Here is a 22,148-nt window from a genome sequence, read left to right on the forward strand (position 1 = left end):
TTCTCAGCTATCGCTTATCGGCCAAGCATTAATAATAGCTTTTACCAATGTTGCCAGTGGAATAGCAAAAAATACGCCCCAAAATCCCCATAATCCACCAAAGATTAAAACAGCAATGATAATGACAAGGGGATGAAGATTAAGTTTTTCAGAAAATAATAATGGCACGGTTATATTGCCATCTATGATCTGAATAAATATATATACTGTCATTAAAATTCCAAACTCAGTACTCCACCCCCATTGAAACAGTGCTACCGTGATAACGGGAATAGTAGAAATGATAATGCCAACATAGGGAATAATAACTGTTATAGCAACAATAAATGCCAGTAATAATGCATAATCTAATTTCATAATGCCAAAAGGTATACATATCATACAAAACAGAATAATAATATGTAATACATTACCGACAATATAATTACTAATTTGCTTATCCATTTCCATGGCAACTTTATTTAAAACTTGACGATTTTTGGGTAGGATTTTTGAACAATAATTCCAGATCTTTTCTTTATCTTTCAAAAGTAAAAACATCATAATAGGTATTAGTACTGAGTTGACAATGACACTTAGCAAACTAAAAATTGAATCAATCGAAAATTGCAATAACGAATTTCCTGTTTCAACCACTTTTTGATTTATGCTGTGAATTAGCGTATCAAAAACACCGACGTCAATTAATTCGGGATAATGTTGTGGTAATGTCATTAAATATTTATTTAAAAAGGTCAGCATCGAGGGAATATTACCAATTAAACTCAATCCTTGTTGCCAAATAAGAGGGAGTAAAATTATGCCACCTAGTAAAACAATCGATATAAATATAAATAGAACTAAAATAACCGCTAATGTTCTGGGTAAGCCTGATCGCATTAAAAATTTAATTGGTGTTTCAAGCAAATAAGAAAATACAACAGCAATTAAAATTGGTAGTATAATATTATTGAAAAAATAGATAATAATGAAAAAAAGTACAATAAGAATAAGAAGTGATATAGCATCAGGATCGCTAAAGCGTCGTCGATACCATTCCAAGATCATTTTATACATTTACTCCACCACATAATTTTGCATTTTATTTAATAATGAAACTTTAGTTCTAATAATCATTTTTATATTTATTCGCTATAATGACACAACATGAACAAAGTACGTAATTAAATTTCATTTTTTATCTAAGTGATTCACTTTTATGAGCAAACAATGCCACCAATTAAATTAGAAAAATCATTTTTTTCGGATAAAATAAAAATAAAAGCCGATTACATGTGCGATAAATACCAATAATAAAATAATTCTTACATGTAAAGAATCAAATATTATTGCAGGTATTAGCAACAATATTACCAAAATGATAAAAATTTTAACTAATTTCTTAGGAGTCATTTTTTTCTGTAGAATAGCTTCTTGAATATAATATTTATAATATTGATTATTAACAAGATATTGATGTAACTTTTCCGAACTATTAAACCATAAATAAGCCGTTAATAAGTAAAAAGGTACGGTTGGCAACAATGGTAAAAAAATACCCAGTGTTCCTAGAAAAAAGAACAGATAACCAAGTGAGATAAAAATAAGTTTTTTCATTAACACGTTTACCTATAGTTATATAGCCTTAAGTTGATAATGCACTGCAAATTATTTATTAATATAATAATCTGTTACAAATGATGTTGATTGAAAATAAGATAAAAACACTTTATGCTACCCAGCAATAGAGAATTTAACAATATTTCTTTAATGAAATATTCTTGTTTATTTGGTTCCACAAAAAAATGATTTTGCTTATTGATAATTATGACTCATTTACCTACAACATTTATGATTATGTCAAACGATTGAACAATGACATCAAAGTCATAAAAAATGATCAGTTTACATTATCGCAAATAAAGAAAATGCGTTTCAACAAAATCATTCTTTCTCCTGGTCCCGGAAATCCTGATACAGCAGGTGTATCATTGGAGCTCGTTGATGAACTACATCAACAAGTGCCCATTTTTGGTATCTGTTTAGGACATCAAATCATCGCTCAATATTTTGGCTACCAAATCATAAAGGCGCCCAGCCCTATGCATGGCAAAATTGATATAATTTGGCATGATAATGCCGGTATTTATTACCGTTTGAAAAATCCCTTAACCGTTGTGCGTTATCACTCATTAATTGTCGAAGATTCACCACTCGAAACATTACAGGTCAGCGCTCGCAACAAAGAGGGTATTATTATGGGGTTAAGGCATCAAGATTTAGCCATTGAATCAGTGCAATTTCATCCAGAAGCCATCAAAACGGAATTTGGCTTAGATATGCTACGTAACTTTATTAATAAATGGACATAAGTAATGATCATTCGTATTGACTTCGAAGGAAAAAGCCGACTTTTCCAAAATCCAAGCCAAACTTTTATCTGCTATGATCTTTCTTCGATTGAAGGAACAATCAATGAAATAAGTGACTTGGTCAAACAAGGATTCTATGCTGTAGGGTATTTAGCCTATGAAACAGCCCCTGCTTTCAATCATTATTATGTAACAAAAGATTATTCTCTCAATACATTACCTTTATTAGTTTTTGGCATTTATCACGATTACACTAATGTTAATAAGCTATCTGATGATTGTGTATTTCCAACAATCTCATTAGACTGTAATACTTCGCAAACCGAATATCAGCAAAACATACTTAATATAAAACATTATATTGAAAATGGAACTACCTATCAGACCAATTATACGCTGCAATTTAAAGGTGAATTTAACAGTGACCCATATCGCTATTACCAATACTTACAACAAAATAATCAAGCAAATTACTGTGCTTATATCCAATTTGATAATAGCCACATATTATCCATTTCACCGGAATTATTTTTTAAAATACACAATGACACGATTATTACTAAACCGATGAAAGGTACTACAGCCAGAGGCATTAACCTTGCTGATGATCAATTAAAGAAACAAACACTTTTTTCAGAAAAAAATCAAGCTGAAAATATGATGATAGTTGATCTGTTGCGCAATGACTTGAGTCAAATCTCAGTTACGGGAACAGTTACTGTAAGCGAGCTATTTAAAGCCGAAAAATATCCAACAGTTTGGCAATTAACTTCGACCATTCAATCAAGATTGAAACCCAATACTACACTATTTAATATCTTAAAAGCCCTTTTTCCTTGTGGTTCAATTACAGGAGCACCAAAAGCCAGCACCATGCAAATTATTGCCGACATCGAAAAACAACCCCGAGAAGTCTATTGTGGTACCATTGGCTATATTGAACCAAATTTCCATAAAGCTATTTTTAATATACCTATCCGCACCTTGACGATAAATCAACAACAGGCGCATTATGGCGTGGGAGGTGGTATAACTTGGGATTCTACGACGTCAGGTGAATATCAAGAAATTTTACAAAAAATGGCGTTACTAACCAATCCAATAGCAAAACCACAGTATTTATTTGAATCGATGCTTTATCATGACGAGCAAATTTTCTTGCTTGACGAGCATTTAGCCAGATTATCTCAATCAGCAGAATATTTTAATTTTCAGTGTAATGTGGATGAGATTAGAGCTAACCTTAATCAAATTAAAAATCTCATACCTCATTTAAGTTATAAAATTCGGCTTTGCTTGATGGCTGATAGTCAATTTACCACCGAAGCTGTACCACTTAATGATATGTTTGATATTACTGACATTAGCCTATCAATGCAATGCATCAACAATCAAAATCCCCTTGTATATCATAAAACCTCAAACCGTTCACATTTACCCAATGTTACTTTTGGACAAGAAGTAATTTTATTTAATCAGCATCGAGAACTCACTGAGTTTGTTAATGGCAATCTTGTTCTGTTAATCAATGGTTGCTGGTTAACACCTAAATTAACTTCGGGATTATTAGCTGGCGTTATGCGTGAATATTATTTAAAACAAAATCAGATAAAAGAAGCACGCTTAATGATTGACGACATTCTCAAAGCAGAAAAAATGGCGTTTATCAATAGTGTAAGAAAATGGATAACCATAAACCCAGAGGTGCTTAAAAAAATAAAAAACAATATAATAAAAAATCAAATGGTTAACTTGATTTAGCACAAAAAATTATATTAATTGATTGAAACCATAATGATTTTTAATATGATTTAAGTAATATTTATTACCTTTTTGTACATTTATTTTTATAAGCGTATTATAATCGGACAAAGTTTATGCTTTGATTAGACAAAGAATAATTATGAAACACTTTTTTGCCAAACATGCAACAGTCCGTCATCGCTGCTACTCACTATATTATACTTTGTATTTTTATGGTCGCAGTTTATTAATATTGTTTATCTGCTTACAATTGGGAAATATGATCTCTTTTAGCATCGGGATTAATATTCCTGGTAGTATAATTGGCTTATTGATTTTATTTTTCTTATTAGTTTTTCAACTTATTCCTTCGACTTGGGTACGCTGTGGTTGCAATCTGTTTATGCGGCATATGACAATTTTATTTGTCCCAGCAGCGATGGGGATCATGGATAACTATATTTATGTGATTCATAGTTGGGCACCACTAATTATTGGTAGCCTTGCAAGTACTTTTATAATCATGATTTTTATTGGCTGGTTAACGCAAAATTTGCATTCTCGTTCACTACCAGCTATTGATAACACTCTTATTAATACAACAAACGAAAAGGAACAATAAATGTTGTGGATGCTACCTTTAACAATATTTATTTTTTTCTATACACGTAAACTGGCGATAAAAATTAAAAATCCTTTTTTTAATCCTTTAGTCATTACAGTACTGGTGTTAACTCCAATATTATTATTAACCCAAACTTCTTATAAAGAATACTTTGCTAATGTCCGCATTATCCATGAATTACTTCCCTATTCTGTTGTGGCTTTGGCCTACCCCCTTTATGAATTGATGCCACAAATAAAAGCCCGTTGGAAATCGATATTGTTTGTAACTTTTATTGCTTCCGTTACGGCGATGATAAGTGGTGTTTTTATTGCATTTTGGCTAGGGGGAAATCAGGAAATTTTAGCTTCAATATTACCGAAATCGGTAACAACGGCTATCGCGGTTACCATAGCTGAAAACCAGGGCGGAGTTCCTTCAATTTCAGCAATGTGTGTCATACTGGTTGGCACATTGGGTGCAATTTTTGGTCACCAATTATTAAATTTATGCCACATTAAATCAGCTGCCGCACGAGGTATCGCAATAGGTTCAGTTGCACATGCGGTTGGTACTGCCCGCTGTATTGAAGTAGATTATAACGAAGGCGCTTATAGCTCTCTTGCGTTAGTTTTATGTGGTATAATGACTTCAATTACAGCACCATTTTTGTTCCCAGTAATAATGTTAATGTTAAGTTTGTTCTAATGGAATATCAATGCGATTAAAAAAATTATTTCGTTATTTTCTTTTTATAATACTGTTTTTGGTAAGCATAATATTCTTATTGGATTTTTATATTAGCCAAAAAACCAGTTCTTCCATTTATTATGATTATCAAGACTTACCTCATACGCCAGTTGGAGTCGTATTAGGAACATCAAAATATATAAAAAAGGGGGGAATTAATGAATTTTATAAAAATAGAATAGATGGTGCAATTGATCTTTATTGGTTAGGAAAGGTTGATTATTTACTGTTAAGTGGTGACAACAGTAAATTTAATTATAATGAACCTATTATGATGCGACGTGATCTACTCAAAGCAAATATACCCAACTCAGCAATCGTATTAGATTATGCAGGCTTTAGAACGTTAGATTCAATCATCAGAGCCAATAAAGTTTTTGATGCTGATAATTTCACGATTATAACCCAAGAATTTCATTGTGAGCGAGCGCTATTTATAGCACAATATCAAGGCATTAAAGCGCAATGTTTTGCTGTTCCATCTCCTAATAAAATGAAATTAGTGCGTATCAGAGAGTTTTTTGCCCGTATCAGTGTTTTTCTGGATTTATTTATTTTACATAAAGAGCCTAAATTTTTAGGGCCTATGATTCCAATTATTAATAGCAATCAACCGACACTAACTGAGAGTGAAAAATAACCAATCTCATAATTTAGATTGCATTTCTATTCATAAAAATATAATATTTAGTCATATTTTTATCTTTGTCATTCTATGGCCAGGCTAAGTACTGTTGAATTATGGTTTGACAGCGTGAATCATCAATTATGGGATTCTTCTAACTAATTTTACTTATACCTTTTATTTAATAAATCGAGTTTTTATTATTTTATGAATATTGAATTAAACCATATTAATTGTTTTTATGGTTCACATCAGGCTTTATATGATATTTCTATCACCTATCCCTTGGGAGAAACTATTGTTTTACTCGGTCCAAGTGGAGCTGGTAAAAGTTCATTATTAAAAGTTTTTAATTTATTAGAAATACCAACATCTGGAGAAATGACCATTGCTGATCTTCATTTTGATTTTCAACAAAAACCATCTGAAAAACTGGTAAGCATCTTGCGTCGCGATGTCGGTATTGTATTTCAAAATTACAATCTTTGGCCACATTTAACGGTATTAGATAATTTAATTGAAGCACCATGTCAAGTTTTACGCTTATCAAAATCAGAAGCATCAGATAAGGCTTATAAAATTTTACAGCGCTTAAAAATAGCTAATATGGCAAATCGTTATCCATTACATTTATCAGGCGGTCAGCAACAACGCGTTGCCATTGCCAGAGCTTTGATGATGGAACCAAAAATATTATTATTTGATGAGCCGACTGCTGCCTTAGATCCAGAAATTACTTCGCAAGTAGCTGAGATTATCAATGAGTTATCGAATACCGGTATTACGCAGATTATCGTCACACATGAAGTTGATTTCGCTAAAAAGGTGGCTTCGCAAGTCATCTACATGGAAAAAGGCAAGATCATCGAACAAGGCGATAAAACTTGTTTTATTCACCCTCTGTCAAAACAATTTCAAGCGTATTTATCGCATTAACTATTTAGTTATAAAAAGGTGATATTATGAAAAAGATTTTCCTTATTGCAGCGTTAACAGGTGCAGTATTTACAGCATCAGCAAAAGATATCAATTTTGGGCTTGAGGCAACTTATGCGCCTTATGAATTTTATGATGATAATAATATATTGGTTGGTTTTGATATTGATATCGCAAATAAAATTTGTCAGGAACTTAATTATACCTGTAAATTTACCAATCAATCATTTGATAGTTTAATCCCAAGTTTAAAGACTCGCCGAATTGATGCCTCAATTTCAGCATTAGATATGACGCCAGAACGTCGAGAACAAGTTGATTTTTCACAGTCCTATTATACGAATATGGCTCAATTTATTGGTCTTAGTGGTCATTTAGAATCATTAAATTCAATTTCTGAATTAAATCAGAAACGCGTTGGGGTACAAAATGGTACCACACTGCAAAAATATTTAGTCGATAAATTCCCTAAAATTAATATCGTCAGTTATGATAGTTATCAGTATGCGGTATTAGATCTTAAAGCGAATCGTATAGATGCCATTTTAATAGATTCAGCCGCCGCTTCTGAATGGTTTAAAAAGGAACCAAGTCTTGTCGGTATTGGTGAAAAAATTACAGACCCTGAATATATTGGTTCTGGCTTAGGTATCGCGGTACGTAAAGGAAATAGCGTGTTACTTGATCAATTCAATCAAGTTTTAACCAAAATGAAAGCCGATGGTAGCTACGACCAAATTTACGCTAAGTGGTTTAACTAACTTATCACCCAACCGATGATAACTTAATCTGCCGCAATAGTGCGGCTATTTTTATTATTGTTTTAAAAAATTTTTTATTATATAGAAATGAATTAATATGCAAGATTGGCATACTTTATTACCTTTGCTCAATGCGACCAAGATTACCTTATTAATCGCGATCTGTGCTCTATTTGCTGGTTTGATACTCTCATTCATTATTACAATTTTAGAATCATGGCGCTTTAAGCCCGTTTCATGGTTTGTCTCTATCTGTGTAATTACGATTCGAGCTCTACCAGAAATGCTTATTGTGATTGCTATCTATAATGGTCTACCATTAATGTTGATATTTATTAATGATACGTTATTTAATGGTGGCATGGATTTGACAATCCCATTATATTTTACTGAGTTATCATTACATTTAGAGGTTACCGATTATAATGTCAATCCCATCTTATGTGGAATTATTGCATTATCGATTCTTTATGCTGTTTATGCTTCACAAACATTACGCGGTGCATTAAAAGCAATTCCCGCTGGTCAAAAACAAGCCGCACAAGTTTTAGGTTTAAGTAAATCCAGAACATTCATCCGCATAATTATTCCACAAATGTGGCGATACGCATTACCTGGTCTTGGTAATCAATGGTTAGTTTTATTAAAAGATACTGCATTAGTGTCTTTGATTGCCGTAAATGACATTATGCTACAGACCCGAAGTATTATTGCTAATACTCGTGAACCTTTCACTTGGTATCTGATTGCAGCAACGGTTTATTTAATTATCTCTCTGCTCAGCCAACGCGTCTTACAATATTTTGAGACACGTTCTCTTTATTTTGAACAACCACAAACCGTTTCCGAAAAATAGAGGAATGTATGTCTGATAAGTTTTTTTATTATTTGTCTCATTTAATTAATGGATTACCAATCACAATATCATTGAGTTTAGCTGGTATTCTTTCAGCCTGTATAATCTCAATAGGGCTTTCTATCTTACTAATATCAAAAAGATGGTATATTATTCACCCGATAAGAATTTTCATTACTGTCTTTACCGGCACACCACTATTAGTACAGTTATTCCTAATCTACTATGGTCCTGCACAGTTTCAAGTTACACGCGAATCTTCATCGCTTTTATGGCAGGTTTTTTACTATTATAATCCTACACAGTGCTATATATTACGAGAATTTTTACACTATTTATGGCAATTACTTTCTTATCCTTGGTTTTGCGCTTATCTAGCCTTAACACTTAATAGTGCCGCATATACGACACTTATTTTTCATGGCGCTTTGAAAGCAGTTCCTCAAGGACATTGGCAAGCCTGTTCAGCATTAGGAATGAATCGCACTCAATCATTAAAAGTGATTTTACCTTATGCGCTCAAACGAGCATTATCTTCATACTCCAATGAAGTTATTTTTGTGGTTAAAGGAACAGCATTAACCTCTACAATTACACTCATGGATGTAATGGGATACAATCAGTTTCTTAATGGTCAATACTATGATTTTACTATTTTTATTGCTACCGGTTGCATATACATCTTGATTAATGGTTTATTAAGCATCATTATGAGATTATTAGAGAAAAAAGCCTTAGCGTTTGAAAATAATCAATAATTTTTTTTAATTTAACCCTAATCGTAAGCATTTATGAGCCAAACAAAATTTGATTCGACTGCATTTTTAAAAACGGTCCCACATAAACCGGGTATTTATCAAATGTTTAATGATAAAAATACTATTATTTATGTGGGCAAAGCAAAAAACCTAAATCACCGATTAAAAAGTTATTTTAACAGTAGTAAAAAAACATTAAAAACTGATCTATTAGTCAGCCATATTGATCATATCGAATTTACCCTTACTCATACCGAAACTGAAGCTTTATTATTAGAACAAACTTATATTAAAAAGTATCAGCCCAGATACAATGTATTGCTAAAAGATGATAAAAGTTATCCTTTTATAAAAATTAGTAAGGAGAGACATCCTCAATTATCACTTTATCGTGGCTCAATTAATCGTAAAACCGATGAATTTTTTGGCCCTTACCCAAGCTCTTATGCGGTTAAACAGATTCTAATCTTATTACAAAAAATCTTTCCCATTCGTCAATGTGCTGACTCAACCTATCACAACCGTACCAGACCGTGTTTACAGTATCAAATCAAACGTTGTTTAGGTCCTTGTGTAGCTGGATTAGTTAGCGATGAAGATTATAATCAACAAGTCAATTATGTTAGATTATTTTTACAAGGTCAGTCAGAAGCAATCATTGATACTATCACACAAGATATGCTGCAAGCTAGCGAAGCGTTAAACTTTGAGAAAGCAGCTAAACTACGTGATCAATTACATGCCATAAAACAAATTAATGAAAAACAAGTGATTTACAATAAAAATGATAATTTGGATGTTATTGGCTTCCATTATCAATTGGGTATGGCCTGTGTGTATATTTTATTTATTCGAAATGGGCAAACTTTTGGTCATCGGGCATATTACCCTAAAGTACCATCAAATACCGAACTTGAGGAAGTCATCGAAACATTTTTAGGCCAATTTTATCTGCAAGGTAATCATAATCGAAATATACCTAAAAAGATTTTGCTCAATTACTCGTTATCTGATCGTAAAGCGATGGAAGAAACTTTATCATTAGTTGCTGACTATCAAGTTAAGTTAGTTGATGAACCAAAAGGTGATAATCTCAAACTATTAAACATTGCCATTGAAAATGCACAAAAAGAAGTTAAAAATAAACTATTCCAAAATTCCACTATCAAACAACGCTACGATGAGTTAAAAACATTCTTAGGGATAACACAAATAAATCGGATGGAATGTTTTGATATCAGCCATTTTATGGGAAAAAATACCATTGCGTCTTGTGTGGTGTTTGATGACAAAGGTCCAGTGAAGTCAGAATTTAGAAGATATAACATCAGTGGTATTACAGCCGGTGACGATTACGCCGCAATGAATCAAGTTTTAACCAGACGCTACAATAAACCCGATCTACCCATAGATAAAATCCCTGATGTTATCTTCATTGATGGAGGTAAAGGGCAACTTAATCAAGCTTTAAGCGTTTTCGAATCACTCAACGTAAACTGGGATAAACATCACCCAATTTTATTAGGTATTGCAAAAGGTTCTGAACGCAAAGAAGGTTTAGAAACGTTATTTTTTGAAAGCCATGGTAAAGGGCATTATTTAGATGCACACTCCCCTGCTTTATTATTAATCCAACAAATTCGTAACGCGTCGCATGATCATGCTATTCTCGGTCAACGCAAAAAAAACGTTAAACAATTAACTGATAGTACTTTAGAACAAATTGAAGGTGTTGGAGCAAAGCGCAGACAAGCACTTCTTAAGCATTTTGGTGGTTTAAGAGAACTCAAATCAGCTACCGTTGATGAAATATCTCAGGTACAGGGTATTTCTAAAGCATTAGCTGAAAAAATTTACGATAACTTGCAACAATAAATTATATAAAAATAAGCCTAAAACTTTAGGGTCAAGATAGTTACTTGATGTTATAATAACAAAAATGATAAATTTTAATTCCTATTATATGTAATTTAGAGTACCTGCTATGAAATTTAATGTTCCCATTTACCTAACTTTATTTAGACTTATCTTAATCCCTTTCTTTGTGCTTTCTTTTTATATAACAGGTGAATGGTCAGCATTTTTTACAGCACTTATATTTTTAATCGCTGCTTTCACCGATATCTTAGATGGTTATTTAGCCAGACGATTAAATCAAACCACTCGCTTTGGTGCCTTTCTTGATCCTGTTGCTGATAAAATAATGGTTACTATTGCTTTAATACTCATTACTGAACACTACGATACTTGGTGGATTACTATTCCAGCGATTATCATGATTTCGCGAGAAATCATCATCTCAGCTTTACGTGAATGGATGGCTGAAATAGGCAAACGTAAAAATGTAGCGGTTTCAGGAATTGGTAAAATTAAAACCATCACTCAAATGACAGCGTTAACCTGGTTGTTATGGCGTCCGTGTGAATTAGTTATCAATGCCGGTTTGATAGCTTTGTATATCGCGGCCATTTTAACACTTTGGTCAATGATTGAATACTTATGGATAGCACGATGTGATCTGCTTGAAGATATTAAATGATTTAAAAGTAAGCAATCAATCATTAATATTTAAAATTGTTGTTGCTGTTCTTTGTCAATTACGTATAATGCACTGGTTTTCAGCAAACAGTAAGGTTAACTGAAACGCCCGGGTGGTGAAATCGGTAGACACAAGGGATTTAAAATCCCTCGGCCTTTTTGGCCGTGCGAGTTCAAGTCTCGCTCCGGGCACCAATTTAACTTTTCGATTCTTCCGTATTACTCTCCAAAAGCCTGCAAAAATTTATCTTAAAAAGTGTTACCGTTTAGACTATTCAAATACCTTTGCCCTCTTTTCTATTAATCTAAATTTTATTCAGGTACAGTCTTTCTCTTATCTTTAGCCTTGATAGGGTGTATTTAAGTCTAAAATTATTAAAAACTTGATGACTATATTATTTTAACTTTCTCAGATAATAATCTGCAGGGTAATCATACCGTTTACCGCCAATTTTTTGGCAATATTGTTGCTTTCTTATCTATCTGTAAAAAAAACGACCCAGGATAATTTTGTTAACGGTATGGGTTTAAAGGTTGTTAAGAAAATTTCCTTGTAAATATTGCGCCATAAAAATTTATTTTTGAGAATCATCGTTTTTGTTGATGCTTGTAAGGAAACTTCAAAAACTTTAGCGATATAATTTTATAAAAAAATTAAAAAGCCATCATACTAGATGGCTTTGATTTATCGATTCATAAAATTTATTAATTAAAGTAAAACTAATATCGATTTACTGATCCAAATAGTTTCATTCTTTCCGTGATTTTTTCCGCTACCGGATTTAATCCATGATTAATAACTTTTCGTGGATCATTGATGTCATGATCTTTTTGTTCAGCAAATAATTTTCCTACAGCAACACACCATGTATACATGTTTTCAGTATTGACGTTAATCTTTGCGGTTCCAAAAGAAATGGCATGTAACATATCTTCATCACAAATACCTGTTCCGCCATGAAGGACCAGTGGTATTTTGATTAAATTAGAAATATGCTGCATTTCATTAAATCCTAATTTCGCTTTGCCTTTATATAAACCATGTGTTGATCCTAATGCCGCAGCTAAACAATCAACATTGGTTTCTTTTACCATTGTTAAACATTGATTTGGATCGGCATAGATTACTTGAGAATTAACAATACCATCTTCACTGCCCGCGATAGTACCTAATTCAGCTTCGACAGAAACGCCTCTTTTGTGAGCATAATCCACTATTCGTTTGGTAATTTCAAGATTTTCTTCAAACGGTAAATGCGAACCATCAAACATCACCGAACTAAATCCAGCATTAATTGCTGCAAAACAAGATTCATAACTTTGACCATGATCTAAATGCAGGGCTATAGGTACATCGATATCTAAATAATCCATTGCATTTTTGACAATAGCATGAATCGTTTTAAAGCCTAACATGTGCTTTATGGTACCACCTGAAACACCAAGAATTGCTGGTGATCGATTTTCTTTTGCTGTTTTTAAAACCGTCGCTACCCATTCCAAATTGTTAATATTGAATTGTCCTACAGCATAATGTTCATGATAAGCATTATTTAGCATGTCTTTCATTGAAACTAACATAATCTACCTCTTAATCTTATATATATATTAATTTTTATTTAAAATATTCAGTTAAATTTTTTTCAAACCGGCGTTGTGCTTTATTGACTTCAGATAAATTTGGCATGGCTTTTCGAACACCTTTACGTTCAATGGATATTGCGGCAGTTAAACTTGCAAATGAAATAATTTTTTCAATATCCCAGCCATAACTCACGCCATAGGAAAAAGCCCCATGGAATATGTCACCTGCACCAGTAGTATCAATTGATTGACAAAGAAAACTTGGAATTATCTCAACTTTTTTATCTTTCAAATAAGCACATCCTTTTTCTCCTAATGTTATAAAAGCAGAACCTCTAGCTATTGAAGTTAGTTTTTTTAATGCGCTTTCTAGTGTCTTTTTATTAGTAAACTCATCTATCTTGGCATAGGCGAGGGCAAAATTTTCACTAGCTACAAGATAGTCAGTATATTTGGCTAAATAAAGATTACTCTCACGTAACGAGCCAGCATCCATAACAACTTTGACGTTAGGTAATTGTTTAATTACATATTCACTTAACTCTGGCTCATGCCCATCGATAAGAATAACGAGATCACGCTTATTTTCTTGTAAATATTGAATAAATTGGTTTAATTTTTTTTTCTCAACTGTGGTCATTAATGGTGGAGTATTTAATTTTCGAGTTATGATAGTTCGAGAACCATTTTCTTTATTTACAGTGATAGCCGCAAGGGGTGTAATCATCTCATCAGAAAAAATAATGTGGTCAGTCTTTACACCTACTTGTTTGAATTCAGAAACAATTTTGTTGCCATATATATCATCATTTAGATGTCCAAGGTGGTAAATATCTTCGCCCCATAACCCTAATAAATATGCAGCATTTGCACACGGGCCACCACCGCTTTCTATAAAATCATAAGCAAATGATTTACTGTTTTCTTTGGGATAATTGGTTGTAAAATAGAACTGATCATAACAAGCAAATCCAATTGTCAGTATTGTCATAATTCATCCTTTAACTATAAAAATGTTTTTACTAAGATTCATTTATTTCAGATAATTATTCGTTCATGGTTGAGTATGAAATTACTCAACCATAAAGTTTCAAATTACGATTGGTCTACATTTTTTGAATCACCGACAACTTTGATAGATTTAAAGAAGAATGGAACACAAAGAACAATGACTAAAATTAAACAAATAAAATAGATAGCTGTTTGACCGAACATATTAAATAGTTTACCGATTATGATTCCCCAAACTGCAAAGTCAAAATCAGCAAAAGTGGAGTTTTGGAAACCTAAATCACCTAATGTAGGTAATAATAATGCAGGTAAGAACGCTAAAAGGATCCCGCCGATAAAGGATGCAATAATACAACCACGTTTACCCCCCAATTTATCAGCAAACACACCAGATGTACCACCACAGAAGAAATGAGGCACCATGCCTGGAATAATTAATGCCATACCCATTCCACCTAACATGAACATGCCAATTAATCCACCGATGAAAGAGCAAATAAAACCAACGACAACAGCGGTAGGGCTAAAGGTAAAAAATACAGCACAATCGACTGCCGGTATTGAATTAGGAATCAGTTTTTGGCTAATACCTTGGAAGGCAGGAACAAGATCACCGAGAATTAATCTTACACCGTTATAAACGATAGCCACACCGACTGCGAATTGTAAACCACTTAGAATAGAAAAGATGATTGGACTTTGTTCGGTAATCGTTGACATATAGTCACTACCGGCAACCAAGCTACAAATTAAATAGATAATTACCATGATGATACCAGTTGTTACAGTAGTATCTCGTAAGAACCCCCATTTTTCTGATATCTCGGTATCAGCAAATGAATCATCTTTGTCTCCTACTCTCTTCGCAATAAACGCCGATAAATAATATCCAACGGAACCAAAATGTCCCATGGCAATCCCACCATCGTCAGTAACTTGTTTGGTATAATTTTGACCAATTGCCGGTGAAATTGCTGACCATGAACCCAATAAAAATCCACCAATAACGATTAATGACCAACCATCAAATTTAGCCGCTTGTAAAACAGCAGAAAACAAACATGCCAGAAAGAATGAATGGTGACCGGTTAAGAATATATATTTATATTTAGTAAAACGGGCAATAATCAAATTTATAATAAACCCAAGTAACAAAATACTCATGGTTTGAACACCTAAAACTTTTTGTGCGACAGAAACGATTGCTTCGTTATTAGGAATAACACCACGGATACCAAATCCAGCTTTTATTATGTCGCCTAATGGATTTAGATTGCTAATAATAACACCAGCCCCCGCACTTAACATAAGGTAACCTAGAATTGGTTTTAAAGTCCCGGTAAGGAGTTTATTAAATGGTGAACCTAAACAAACCAAGCCCACAAAAGCAATAATCCCCATTAAAAAAGCGGGTTGACTAAAAATTTCCGTTAAAAATGAAAGTAATGACTGCATAATCATATCTCCTTTGAAAGATCATCAAACCCCAGCTAACTGCTGTAATTTTTCACTAATGTCTTCCTCAATTTGCTTTTTATTTACATAACTACGAATAATTGCAACTTTTGATTGATCAGTAAATTGTTTAGCTAAATCCTTTATGGTCACATATAGATCTGCTTTTTCACCTTCTGCGTTAGCAAAATCTATTGATGCCACATCAGCTTTGATGTTCAAAGCAGCGCAGATATTCTTAACGTGATTAGCGGCCATTAAAGAACTACCAATACCATTTCCACAAACTGTACGAATTTTCAACATTGCTAATCTCCCTTATCGATTTTTTGAATAACAGTGGGTTACGTTTAAAAAAAAAGAATAAAATATAAATCTTGTGCAAATTTCTTATTTATTAAGCTATTTGATGATTTTTATAATAAATAACCAAAGATTACTAATTCGTGATACATATCACACTGTTTAATACTGTGGGTGATTCAAGTCACAAAGTTACAATAATGTTAAGATCAAAATGATTCGATAAAAGAAAAAAAAGATTTTTAATTATTTGATTATTTTATATAAAACAAAAAATGATTAAAAAATAATAAAAAGTGGTAAATTGAATTTTTTAAGTTAAAACGCTTTTTTCTGTGATTTACTTCAAAAAAGACACGATTAAAAGCACAAAAATCATACGATTTTAAAAAAAATTGCGAGTGCCGTTTTCGTTTTTTTAATTTATCGTTTTCGAAAAGATATTGGACAGTAAACCCTACTATCATAGTTATCATCGTCTTGCCTAACAATGATTCATGAAGGATTATTAAAATCGGACAAAAAGGATTAACAGCCATTTACATAAAAGGTTTTGTGATTTATACCTAAATCATCAGCCATTTATCGATAAGTTTGTTCACTATTTAAGGCTAAATTAATCGCTTCTTGTTTAAAATGGGGATGATATTTTTAGCTCATCACAGACTGCTTTTTGATATTAAACAGTCACTACTAAAACAGGGTCAGGTTATTGCCCAGCAAACTTGTTCTCATGGCAAGTCTACCTCTCTTTTAAATTTCATCTTCTTGATGCCACCTGATGATATCGCGCTATTTTGTTATTTTTCCGGTTCAAGATTAGGTACCGTTCCGTATTTTTTGCTTACATCAATAGTGAGTTTTTTATAAAGTTCATCCTCATCAAAATCAAGGAAGCGTTCTTCTGGCATTCTTTCAGTTGTGATATGTGTTACCTCGCCGTGTTCATCAATATGATGATTTTGGCGGGAACCGTCTGTCAAAATATAAATAACATTCGTTTTTTCACCCAGCTCATTAAACAAGGTTTCTTCGGAATAATATTCACCGCCTTCTGGATAAAATATTTTTTTGGCTAAAATGTGGTTAGTTGAATTAATTTTGACACGACTCACCATTCTCCCTTCTTTATCATACTCATATAACATTGTTTCCAATGCGTTTTTTTTGTTTATATCATATCGAATACTTTTTGAATAATGAACTTCGCCTGTATAAGACCAATATTGATATTCCTGTTTATGAACTGAGACTAATGGTTTCTTTTCAATGGAAATGATTTTACCCATTTTTCTAACTACTTTTATGTAATTAGGTAATATAATGACTTCTTCTGGATTTGTAACTGCCTGAAGTTGAAAATCATTATTCAAAATAAAAAAATGCGCCCCATTTTCAAGCTGTTTTAAACTGTTAAGATGTTCCTGATTTAATAAGATTTGTTGAGGTTTACGGGTATAAGTCAATATCTCTTTGTATTGGTAGTTATCACCAACTTGAGCAATTTTTAATTGCGTTTCAAATGGTGAATAAACACGAAGAAGTGTATTTTCTGCTTGTGTGAAACTGATAGGTGGATACTCTGGGTAGTTATGAAATGGTGGAAAGATACGACCCACAGTTACTCTCGTTGATTCGTAAAATGGCTCATTAGGTTTAATACCCATTGCACGCACCTCAACGGCTTTTGCGATATCAAGTGGGTTTGCTGATTCTATCATAATAACTCCTAATCCATATAAACTGAATAATATTGCTAATCCTAACATTGTTTTTTTCATCTTTTTTTAGAGCCCATGAGAATTTGATTGAATCTATCTGAATTACTTTTTATTTTATCCAGTTTAGTAAGAAACTTTTCGGCATGTTCTCTTTCTCGTGGTAAATTTTTTATTTTTTGTATAACGCCCTCAAAATTTGCATCGTATCTGTATTCAGCCGAATATTTCAGCGCAGACAATTGCAGTTTAATAAAGTGTGGGTCTTTAGGGATGTATCGGTCTACCAAATCTACTTCATATAATAAATTAAACAAAAAAGTGTGGCAGTTATTTTCGTAGAAAGCATCAAAGTGATAAGACCAGTCACCGCTGTACGCTTGAGCAAACTCTCTGATTTCTTTAATAATATCCTCTTGTGTTCTATTATCTTCAGGAAATATATAGGGATGATTCATTTCCCATTTAGTACTATCAGGGATAGTGTAGGGGCCATTATGGTGAGGATCGAAAGGATATTTGGAGTGTGAATTGTTCCAATTGGCCCTACCCGCTTCGTTTGGAAGTCCACCATTCTTATTGTCAATTTCTATCCGGTGCTCACTATCACCATTTAAACAACCTGGTGCACTAAACGTTATAAATGATGGTGTATGTATCGGATACCAGCCGTAGCTTTCAATATACGGCTCTGTAAAATATATTTGATGGGGATCATTGGCAATTTCAACCCAATAATGACCAGGGGATCCACCAGGCTCCTTGCTTAACCTACCACCAAGTACAAAAGCAGGAATGCGGCAAATTCTAATCCGCCTTAATTCTTTCGCTCTATTATCCACAACCTTTTGACGATAAGCATTAGCGTCTTCCATTGCCTGTATCGCGTCGGCTGTTTTCTGAACCTCTGCTTCTACTTGTGCTTTTGCATAACCAATTGTGTCTTTCCAACCTGTCGGTACATCCCAAGTTTCCCAGCCATTCATTCCTTTATTCCTCAAATTTTTTTATTATTGTTAGTTACCCGACTTACATCTAATTACAGCCTCTTCCTATCCATAGCCGGTATTGACGGCGACCGACTCACCTTTAGCGTTGGTTTTGCCACTTGCCATCACTTAGTTATTTTTATTCTGTATCTGATAGTCTCGATTTGCAGTTAGTTTGCCTGTTTCCTCTTCATCTAAAACAAACCGCTTAACACTAGGCGGTAAAGTTTTTGTTGCTCTACAAATCAATAGCCTACACTTGCTCGTAATGATGGATTTGCCGCAATATTTGTATCCTGTTTACGGTTCAATAATCTATTCTGTTGTGCATATTGGTAAATATTATCTATCGTCATAGCTGTGATACCTTTGGGGCTAAAAAGAACCATGCTAGCTTCAGTAAATGATAAAGTGTTGGACGTATTATAGCTAATCTGCTCAACAAGTGAGTTAAAACTATCTACGCCGATTAATTTTTTTCGAATATTTTTCAGCGTCCAACGCTTTTTTCTCCTTAAGATTGAGCCGCGCTGGTCCCCTATATGGTTGATAGCTGGCATTTTATGAATGGAGATGCTTTTTCCTGCCACTGTACCATTTGCTAGATTAACGCGGACATCTTTATCGGTTCCCCCCCTTACACTGACGTGATAAGCCACGTTTACTACGCTTTAAAAGCCCTCGCGCACTCGAATACTGTTGGTAATTTCTCGCCAAATTACCATCAACTGCTCTTGTGTATATCCCTGAGTTTCATCTTCAGGAATTTTATAATACATTTTGATTTGCAACTGTGGCGTTTTATCGGTTGGATCGAGCATATTTATACCTAATATAAACTTATACCACTCGTCATCTGACTCATAACCTGATTCATCGGAAAAAAATTGCCCTTTGGTTAACCACTCTTCTAACTGCAAACCTTGACTTTCGCGCGTACCCTTATAAATTGTGTGTCCCCGATCATCGGTTACGTAACTTTCCGGTTGATCAAGTAGTTTATAATAACCATCATAATTGTTATACGAGATACTAAAATAAAAATCATTATTCGCTTCATGCTGATAGGTAACCCCGGTATCTTTCCATTCGCTATCCTCTCCTTGCATAAATCCATGTAACAGACAAAAGCCTGGTGTGATTGGGATAGTTAAATCATCGCGTGGCTGAATTCGCTCAAACAATTGGCGCAGTTCTTGTAATTTTTGTGGGACATTATTGGTATAAAGTTCTGGATATTTCATCCGATTTTCATCATGCTTTTCATCAGAACCGTTTTGCGCTTTCATCTCAATTTTTAACGTCACTTCGTCTTGCCAGCGGTAACCTTCAAGAACCCTGGCAGAATCATCGGTACCTGGACTCTCCATCCGTTCAAAAATAATCCCTTGCATCTTATCCGGATGATTAGTCTGTACCGGATATATCGCTTTTAAATAGGGGCTATCAGTCGGGTCAATCGTTTTAGTCTCTTTTAACGCCTGCTCACGCCGGGCGATCATCTGTTTAAACGGCGGTAAATACTGCTTCTTGGTGGTAATCACAAAATCACCCGTGCCTTTATAATAAAACAGACTTTCATTATTGACTTTAAATGCCGCAGGAAAATCAATTAAATAAGTGCCAATACAGCGTGTCGGGGAATTGTTTAGTAAAGCATCAACTTGCTGCTGTTCGTTTGCTGATAAAGTCATTTTTTGGATATCCTTGTTAAATGCCTGACAACTGATTAATGTTAAAAGCAGAGCAATCGTGACGGCTCCCTTTTTTTTTAAGGATGTTAATGTGTTCATGCTAGGGGCACCTTTTTCACTATATCGACAATCGCTCGCAGGGTAAAATCTTCACTCTCTTTTTCTCCATAGGCGCCCTCATGATCAACCGGGAAATGCATCCGTGCCGTTAAATACTCGACGGGGATTTCTCCCGAACGCTGCGCCACCGTGCCGTCACCATTGCCATCCGCCGGTAATAACTTATATTTTTCATAAATATCGTCATTTTTTAGCGTTCGACGGTTTTTTTTCTCCCTAAGCCTGATCCGGTGTTGGTCGCCAATATGGTTGGTAGCTGGCTCTTTATGACTGGAGATACGTTTTCCCTGCCACTGTGCCGTTTGATAGGTTAACGCAGTTATTTTTATCGGATTGATCTTATCTTCAAGACCAAAAAAAGCATACGTATTAGGGTGATACTGATTAGCTATCGCCGAGTTGAATTTTTTCACTTTTTTTATCATGATACTTTCATATTTGTACCAATCATCCTCCATCAGTTTTTTATCATAGTTGCGATTAAAGGGATTAATCAGATGCGGCTCACAGGCGCACCACCATTTGTCTTTGGCCAGATAAATATCATCATAGATATCAGGATGGTCTAGTGAGGGATAAGCTACTTCATCACCCTTCAAGTCTTTAATTTTCAGCCACCCCATTCCATACTCCGGGGTTGGTAATAATTGCAGTGGTCCTGGAGCCTGGGCACAGACGGCGGTCATCTCAGCTGCATCTTTGCCTAACACATTTTCGGTAATTACCGCTTTCGGTTTACCAAAAAAACCAGTATTGATATTGGTTCCGCGCTTCATACGGGTATAGGCGGCCACCGCGCCGGTTGCTGGCTGCACGCCATGAATCACCCCCAGCACTTTATCCTCACCACCCAGCGCTTGCGTATAATAGCGAGACACTAGCCCGCCCATCGAGTGAGTGATTATAATCACTTTACCATAAAACTTTCCGCGTTTCTGATAATGCCGTGGTAACGTCACGTCCACCAGTTCCTTTAATGCCATGGCACTGTCCTCATTGGACTCAAGCCAGTTATACCCCATGGCATGTACCGGAAAATAAAATTGTTGACAATGCTTAATGTCTTCATCATCTTTAAGAAATAGGGTGGTTTTAGCCCCGTCATCTAAGTTAAATAAAGGGGATTTATTGACCAACTTATTTATTTTCGCTGGAATGCTTCCGCTTTGATCAAAAAGGCTTGCCTGCAATTTATCGAGAATCTTACCATAAGTGAAAAATCCCACCGTTCCCCAACCTCGCTCTTGCCGTGAACCAAATAGTCGGTTTTCAAGAGTATTTTTGATCGCCTCGTCAATTTTTTGTCGTCGCTCCCGCTTTAGTTGCCTTACTTCATTTTGTCGACTTTTATC

At 34.2% G+C, this 22,148-nt stretch carries 22 protein-coding genes and 1 tRNA gene; 12 read left to right on the plus strand and 11 right to left on the minus strand.

Annotation, left to right across the window (positions count from 1 at the left end; all coding sequences use genetic code 11):
- Nucleotides 1–3: 3 nt before the first annotated feature.
- Complete coding sequence (locus FcAc13_RS06905; RefSeq protein ID WP_187755470.1) at nt 4–1,056, minus strand: AI-2E family transporter; 1,053 nt, start codon at nt 1,054–1,056, stop codon at nt 4–6.
- 177 nt (nt 1,057–1,233) lie between these two features.
- On the minus strand, nt 1,234–1,596 hold the full coding sequence (locus FcAc13_RS06910; RefSeq protein ID WP_187755471.1) for a YbaN family protein: 363 nt from the start codon (nt 1,594–1,596) through the stop codon (nt 1,234–1,236).
- Between the two features lie 188 nt (nt 1,597–1,784).
- On the opposite strand from FcAc13_RS06910, the gene FcAc13_RS06915 reads away from it, so the two are divergent.
- From FcAc13_RS06915 to FcAc13_RS06970, 12 genes are all read left to right on the plus strand, one after another.
- Nucleotides 1,785–2,351, plus strand: coding sequence for an anthranilate synthase component II (locus FcAc13_RS06915; protein ID WP_187755472.1), 567 nt, complete (start codon nt 1,785–1,787; stop codon nt 2,349–2,351).
- Nucleotides 2,352–2,354: 3 nt separating this feature from the next.
- Nucleotides 2,355–4,112, plus strand: a complete 1,758-nt coding sequence (gene pabB, locus FcAc13_RS06920; protein ID WP_187755473.1) for an aminodeoxychorismate synthase component I — start codon at nt 2,355–2,357, stop codon at nt 4,110–4,112.
- Nucleotides 4,113–4,254: 142 nt separating this feature from the next.
- Nucleotides 4,255–4,716, plus strand: a complete 462-nt coding sequence (locus FcAc13_RS06925; RefSeq protein WP_187755474.1) for a CidA/LrgA family protein — start codon at nt 4,255–4,257, stop codon at nt 4,714–4,716.
- Nucleotides 4,717–5,406, plus strand: coding sequence for a CidB/LrgB family autolysis modulator (locus FcAc13_RS06930; protein ID WP_187755475.1), 690 nt, complete (start codon nt 4,717–4,719; stop codon nt 5,404–5,406). It abuts the gene before it with no gap.
- A 10-nt stretch (nt 5,407–5,416) separates the two neighbouring features.
- A complete protein-coding gene (locus FcAc13_RS06935; protein ID WP_187755476.1) occupies nt 5,417–6,088 on the plus strand; it encodes a SanA/YdcF family protein in 672 nt (223 codons plus the stop codon).
- A gap of 192 nt (nt 6,089–6,280) precedes the next feature.
- The gene (gene artP / locus FcAc13_RS06940) at nt 6,281–7,009 is read left to right on the plus strand and encodes an arginine ABC transporter ATP-binding protein ArtP (protein WP_187755477.1); all 729 of its coding nucleotides are present in this window, start codon (nt 6,281–6,283) and stop codon (nt 7,007–7,009) included.
- Nucleotides 7,010–7,035: 26 nt separating this feature from the next.
- A complete protein-coding gene (locus FcAc13_RS06945) occupies nt 7,036–7,770 on the plus strand; it encodes a transporter substrate-binding domain-containing protein (RefSeq protein WP_187755478.1) in 735 nt (244 codons plus the stop codon).
- 97 nt (nt 7,771–7,867) lie between these two features.
- Nucleotides 7,868–8,626, plus strand: coding sequence for an arginine ABC transporter permease ArtQ (gene artQ / locus FcAc13_RS06950; protein ID WP_187755479.1), 759 nt, complete (start codon nt 7,868–7,870; stop codon nt 8,624–8,626).
- Between the two features lie 8 nt (nt 8,627–8,634).
- Nucleotides 8,635–9,384 (plus strand): ABC transporter permease subunit, encoded by a 750-nt coding sequence (locus FcAc13_RS06955; RefSeq protein ID WP_187755480.1) that lies wholly within the window; start codon nt 8,635–8,637, stop codon nt 9,382–9,384.
- 33 nt (nt 9,385–9,417) lie between these two features.
- Complete coding sequence (uvrC, locus tag FcAc13_RS06960) at nt 9,418–11,259, plus strand: excinuclease ABC subunit UvrC (RefSeq protein ID WP_187755481.1); 1,842 nt, start codon at nt 9,418–9,420, stop codon at nt 11,257–11,259.
- A gap of 109 nt (nt 11,260–11,368) precedes the next feature.
- Entirely contained in the window at nt 11,369–11,923 is a 555-nt protein-coding gene (gene pgsA, locus FcAc13_RS06965; RefSeq protein WP_187755482.1) for a CDP-diacylglycerol--glycerol-3-phosphate 3-phosphatidyltransferase, read from the plus strand.
- Between the two features lie 106 nt (nt 11,924–12,029).
- Nucleotides 12,030–12,117: transfer RNA gene (locus FcAc13_RS06970), tRNA-Leu, on the plus strand.
- A 525-nt stretch (nt 12,118–12,642) separates the two neighbouring features.
- Here the strand turns inward: FcAc13_RS06970 and fba are convergent.
- The 9 genes from fba to FcAc13_RS07015 all read right to left on the minus strand — a co-directional run.
- Nucleotides 12,643–13,503, minus strand: coding sequence for a class II fructose-1,6-bisphosphate aldolase (fba, locus tag FcAc13_RS06975; protein WP_187755483.1), 861 nt, complete (start codon nt 13,501–13,503; stop codon nt 12,643–12,645).
- A 34-nt stretch (nt 13,504–13,537) separates the two neighbouring features.
- Nucleotides 13,538–14,497 (minus strand): carbohydrate kinase family protein, encoded by a 960-nt coding sequence (locus FcAc13_RS06980; RefSeq protein WP_187755484.1) that lies wholly within the window; start codon nt 14,495–14,497, stop codon nt 13,538–13,540.
- Between the two features lie 104 nt (nt 14,498–14,601).
- Nucleotides 14,602–15,972, minus strand: coding sequence for a PTS ascorbate transporter subunit IIC (gene ulaA / locus FcAc13_RS06985; RefSeq protein WP_187755485.1), 1,371 nt, complete (start codon nt 15,970–15,972; stop codon nt 14,602–14,604).
- Nucleotides 15,973–15,996: 24 nt separating this feature from the next.
- On the minus strand, nt 15,997–16,278 hold the full coding sequence (locus tag FcAc13_RS06990; protein ID WP_187755486.1) for a PTS sugar transporter subunit IIB: 282 nt from the start codon (nt 16,276–16,278) through the stop codon (nt 15,997–15,999).
- Between the two features lie 797 nt (nt 16,279–17,075).
- Complete coding sequence (locus FcAc13_RS06995) at nt 17,076–17,996, minus strand: hypothetical protein (RefSeq protein WP_187755487.1); 921 nt, start codon at nt 17,994–17,996, stop codon at nt 17,076–17,078.
- 56 nt (nt 17,997–18,052) lie between these two features.
- Nucleotides 18,053–18,979, minus strand: a complete 927-nt coding sequence (locus FcAc13_RS07000; protein ID WP_187755488.1) for a hypothetical protein — start codon at nt 18,977–18,979, stop codon at nt 18,053–18,055.
- Between the two features lie 248 nt (nt 18,980–19,227).
- Nucleotides 19,228–19,641 carry a hypothetical protein gene (locus FcAc13_RS07005; RefSeq protein ID WP_187755489.1) on the minus strand — a complete coding sequence of 138 codons (414 nt, stop codon included), beginning with the start codon at nt 19,639–19,641 and terminating at the stop codon, nt 19,228–19,230.
- Nucleotides 19,642–19,653: 12 nt separating this feature from the next.
- Nucleotides 19,654–20,775: a T6SS immunity protein Tli4 family protein gene (locus FcAc13_RS07010; protein ID WP_187755490.1), complete on the minus strand. Its 1,122-nt coding sequence runs from the start codon at nt 20,773–20,775 to the stop codon at nt 19,654–19,656.
- A partial coding sequence (locus tag FcAc13_RS07015) for an esterase/lipase family protein (RefSeq protein ID WP_187755491.1) occupies nt 20,772–22,148 on the minus strand: 1,377 nt, incomplete at its 5' end. The genes FcAc13_RS07015 and FcAc13_RS07010, both read right to left, overlap by 4 nt.

Origin of the sequence: Frischella japonica (genome assembly GCF_014489845.1) — a bacterium.
Taxonomy (GTDB): domain Bacteria; phylum Pseudomonadota; class Gammaproteobacteria; order Enterobacterales; family Orbaceae; genus Frischella; species Frischella japonica.

Coding starts and splice junctions, on each gene's coding strand:
- FcAc13_RS07000 (WP_187755488.1), bottom strand. CDS start 18,979: ATGAATGGCTGGGAAACTTGGGATGTACCGACAGGTTGGAAAGACACA.
- FcAc13_RS06980 (WP_187755484.1), bottom strand. CDS start 14,497: ATGACAATACTGACAATTGGATTTGCTTGTTATGATCAGTTCTATTTT.
- FcAc13_RS06925 (WP_187755474.1), top strand. CDS start 4,255: ATGAAACACTTTTTTGCCAAACATGCAACAGTCCGTCATCGCTGCTAC.
- pabB (WP_187755473.1), top strand. CDS start 2,355: ATGATCATTCGTATTGACTTCGAAGGAAAAAGCCGACTTTTCCAAAAT.
- fba (WP_187755483.1), bottom strand. CDS start 13,503: ATGTTAGTTTCAATGAAAGACATGCTAAATAATGCTTATCATGAACAT.
- FcAc13_RS06955 (WP_187755480.1), top strand. CDS start 8,635: ATGTCTGATAAGTTTTTTTATTATTTGTCTCATTTAATTAATGGATTA.
- artP (WP_187755477.1), top strand. CDS start 6,281: ATGAATATTGAATTAAACCATATTAATTGTTTTTATGGTTCACATCAG.
- FcAc13_RS06935 (WP_187755476.1), top strand. CDS start 5,417: ATGCGATTAAAAAAATTATTTCGTTATTTTCTTTTTATAATACTGTTT.
- FcAc13_RS06910 (WP_187755471.1), bottom strand. CDS start 1,596: ATGAAAAAACTTATTTTTATCTCACTTGGTTATCTGTTCTTTTTTCTA.
- artQ (WP_187755479.1), top strand. CDS start 7,868: ATGCAAGATTGGCATACTTTATTACCTTTGCTCAATGCGACCAAGATT.
- FcAc13_RS06945 (WP_187755478.1), top strand. CDS start 7,036: ATGAAAAAGATTTTCCTTATTGCAGCGTTAACAGGTGCAGTATTTACA.
- pgsA (WP_187755482.1), top strand. CDS start 11,369: ATGAAATTTAATGTTCCCATTTACCTAACTTTATTTAGACTTATCTTA.
- FcAc13_RS06905 (WP_187755470.1), bottom strand. CDS start 1,056: ATGTATAAAATGATCTTGGAATGGTATCGACGACGCTTTAGCGATCCT.
- FcAc13_RS07010 (WP_187755490.1), bottom strand. CDS start 20,775: ATGAACACATTAACATCCTTAAAAAAAAAGGGAGCCGTCACGATTGCT.
- FcAc13_RS06990 (WP_187755486.1), bottom strand. CDS start 16,278: ATGTTGAAAATTCGTACAGTTTGTGGAAATGGTATTGGTAGTTCTTTA.
- uvrC (WP_187755481.1), top strand. CDS start 9,418: ATGAGCCAAACAAAATTTGATTCGACTGCATTTTTAAAAACGGTCCCA.
- FcAc13_RS06930 (WP_187755475.1), top strand. CDS start 4,717: ATGTTGTGGATGCTACCTTTAACAATATTTATTTTTTTCTATACACGT.
- FcAc13_RS06915 (WP_187755472.1), top strand. CDS start 1,785: ATGATTTTGCTTATTGATAATTATGACTCATTTACCTACAACATTTAT.
- FcAc13_RS06995 (WP_187755487.1), bottom strand. CDS start 17,996: ATGATAGAATCAGCAAACCCACTTGATATCGCAAAAGCCGTTGAGGTG.
- ulaA (WP_187755485.1), bottom strand. CDS start 15,972: ATGCAGTCATTACTTTCATTTTTAACGGAAATTTTTAGTCAACCCGCT.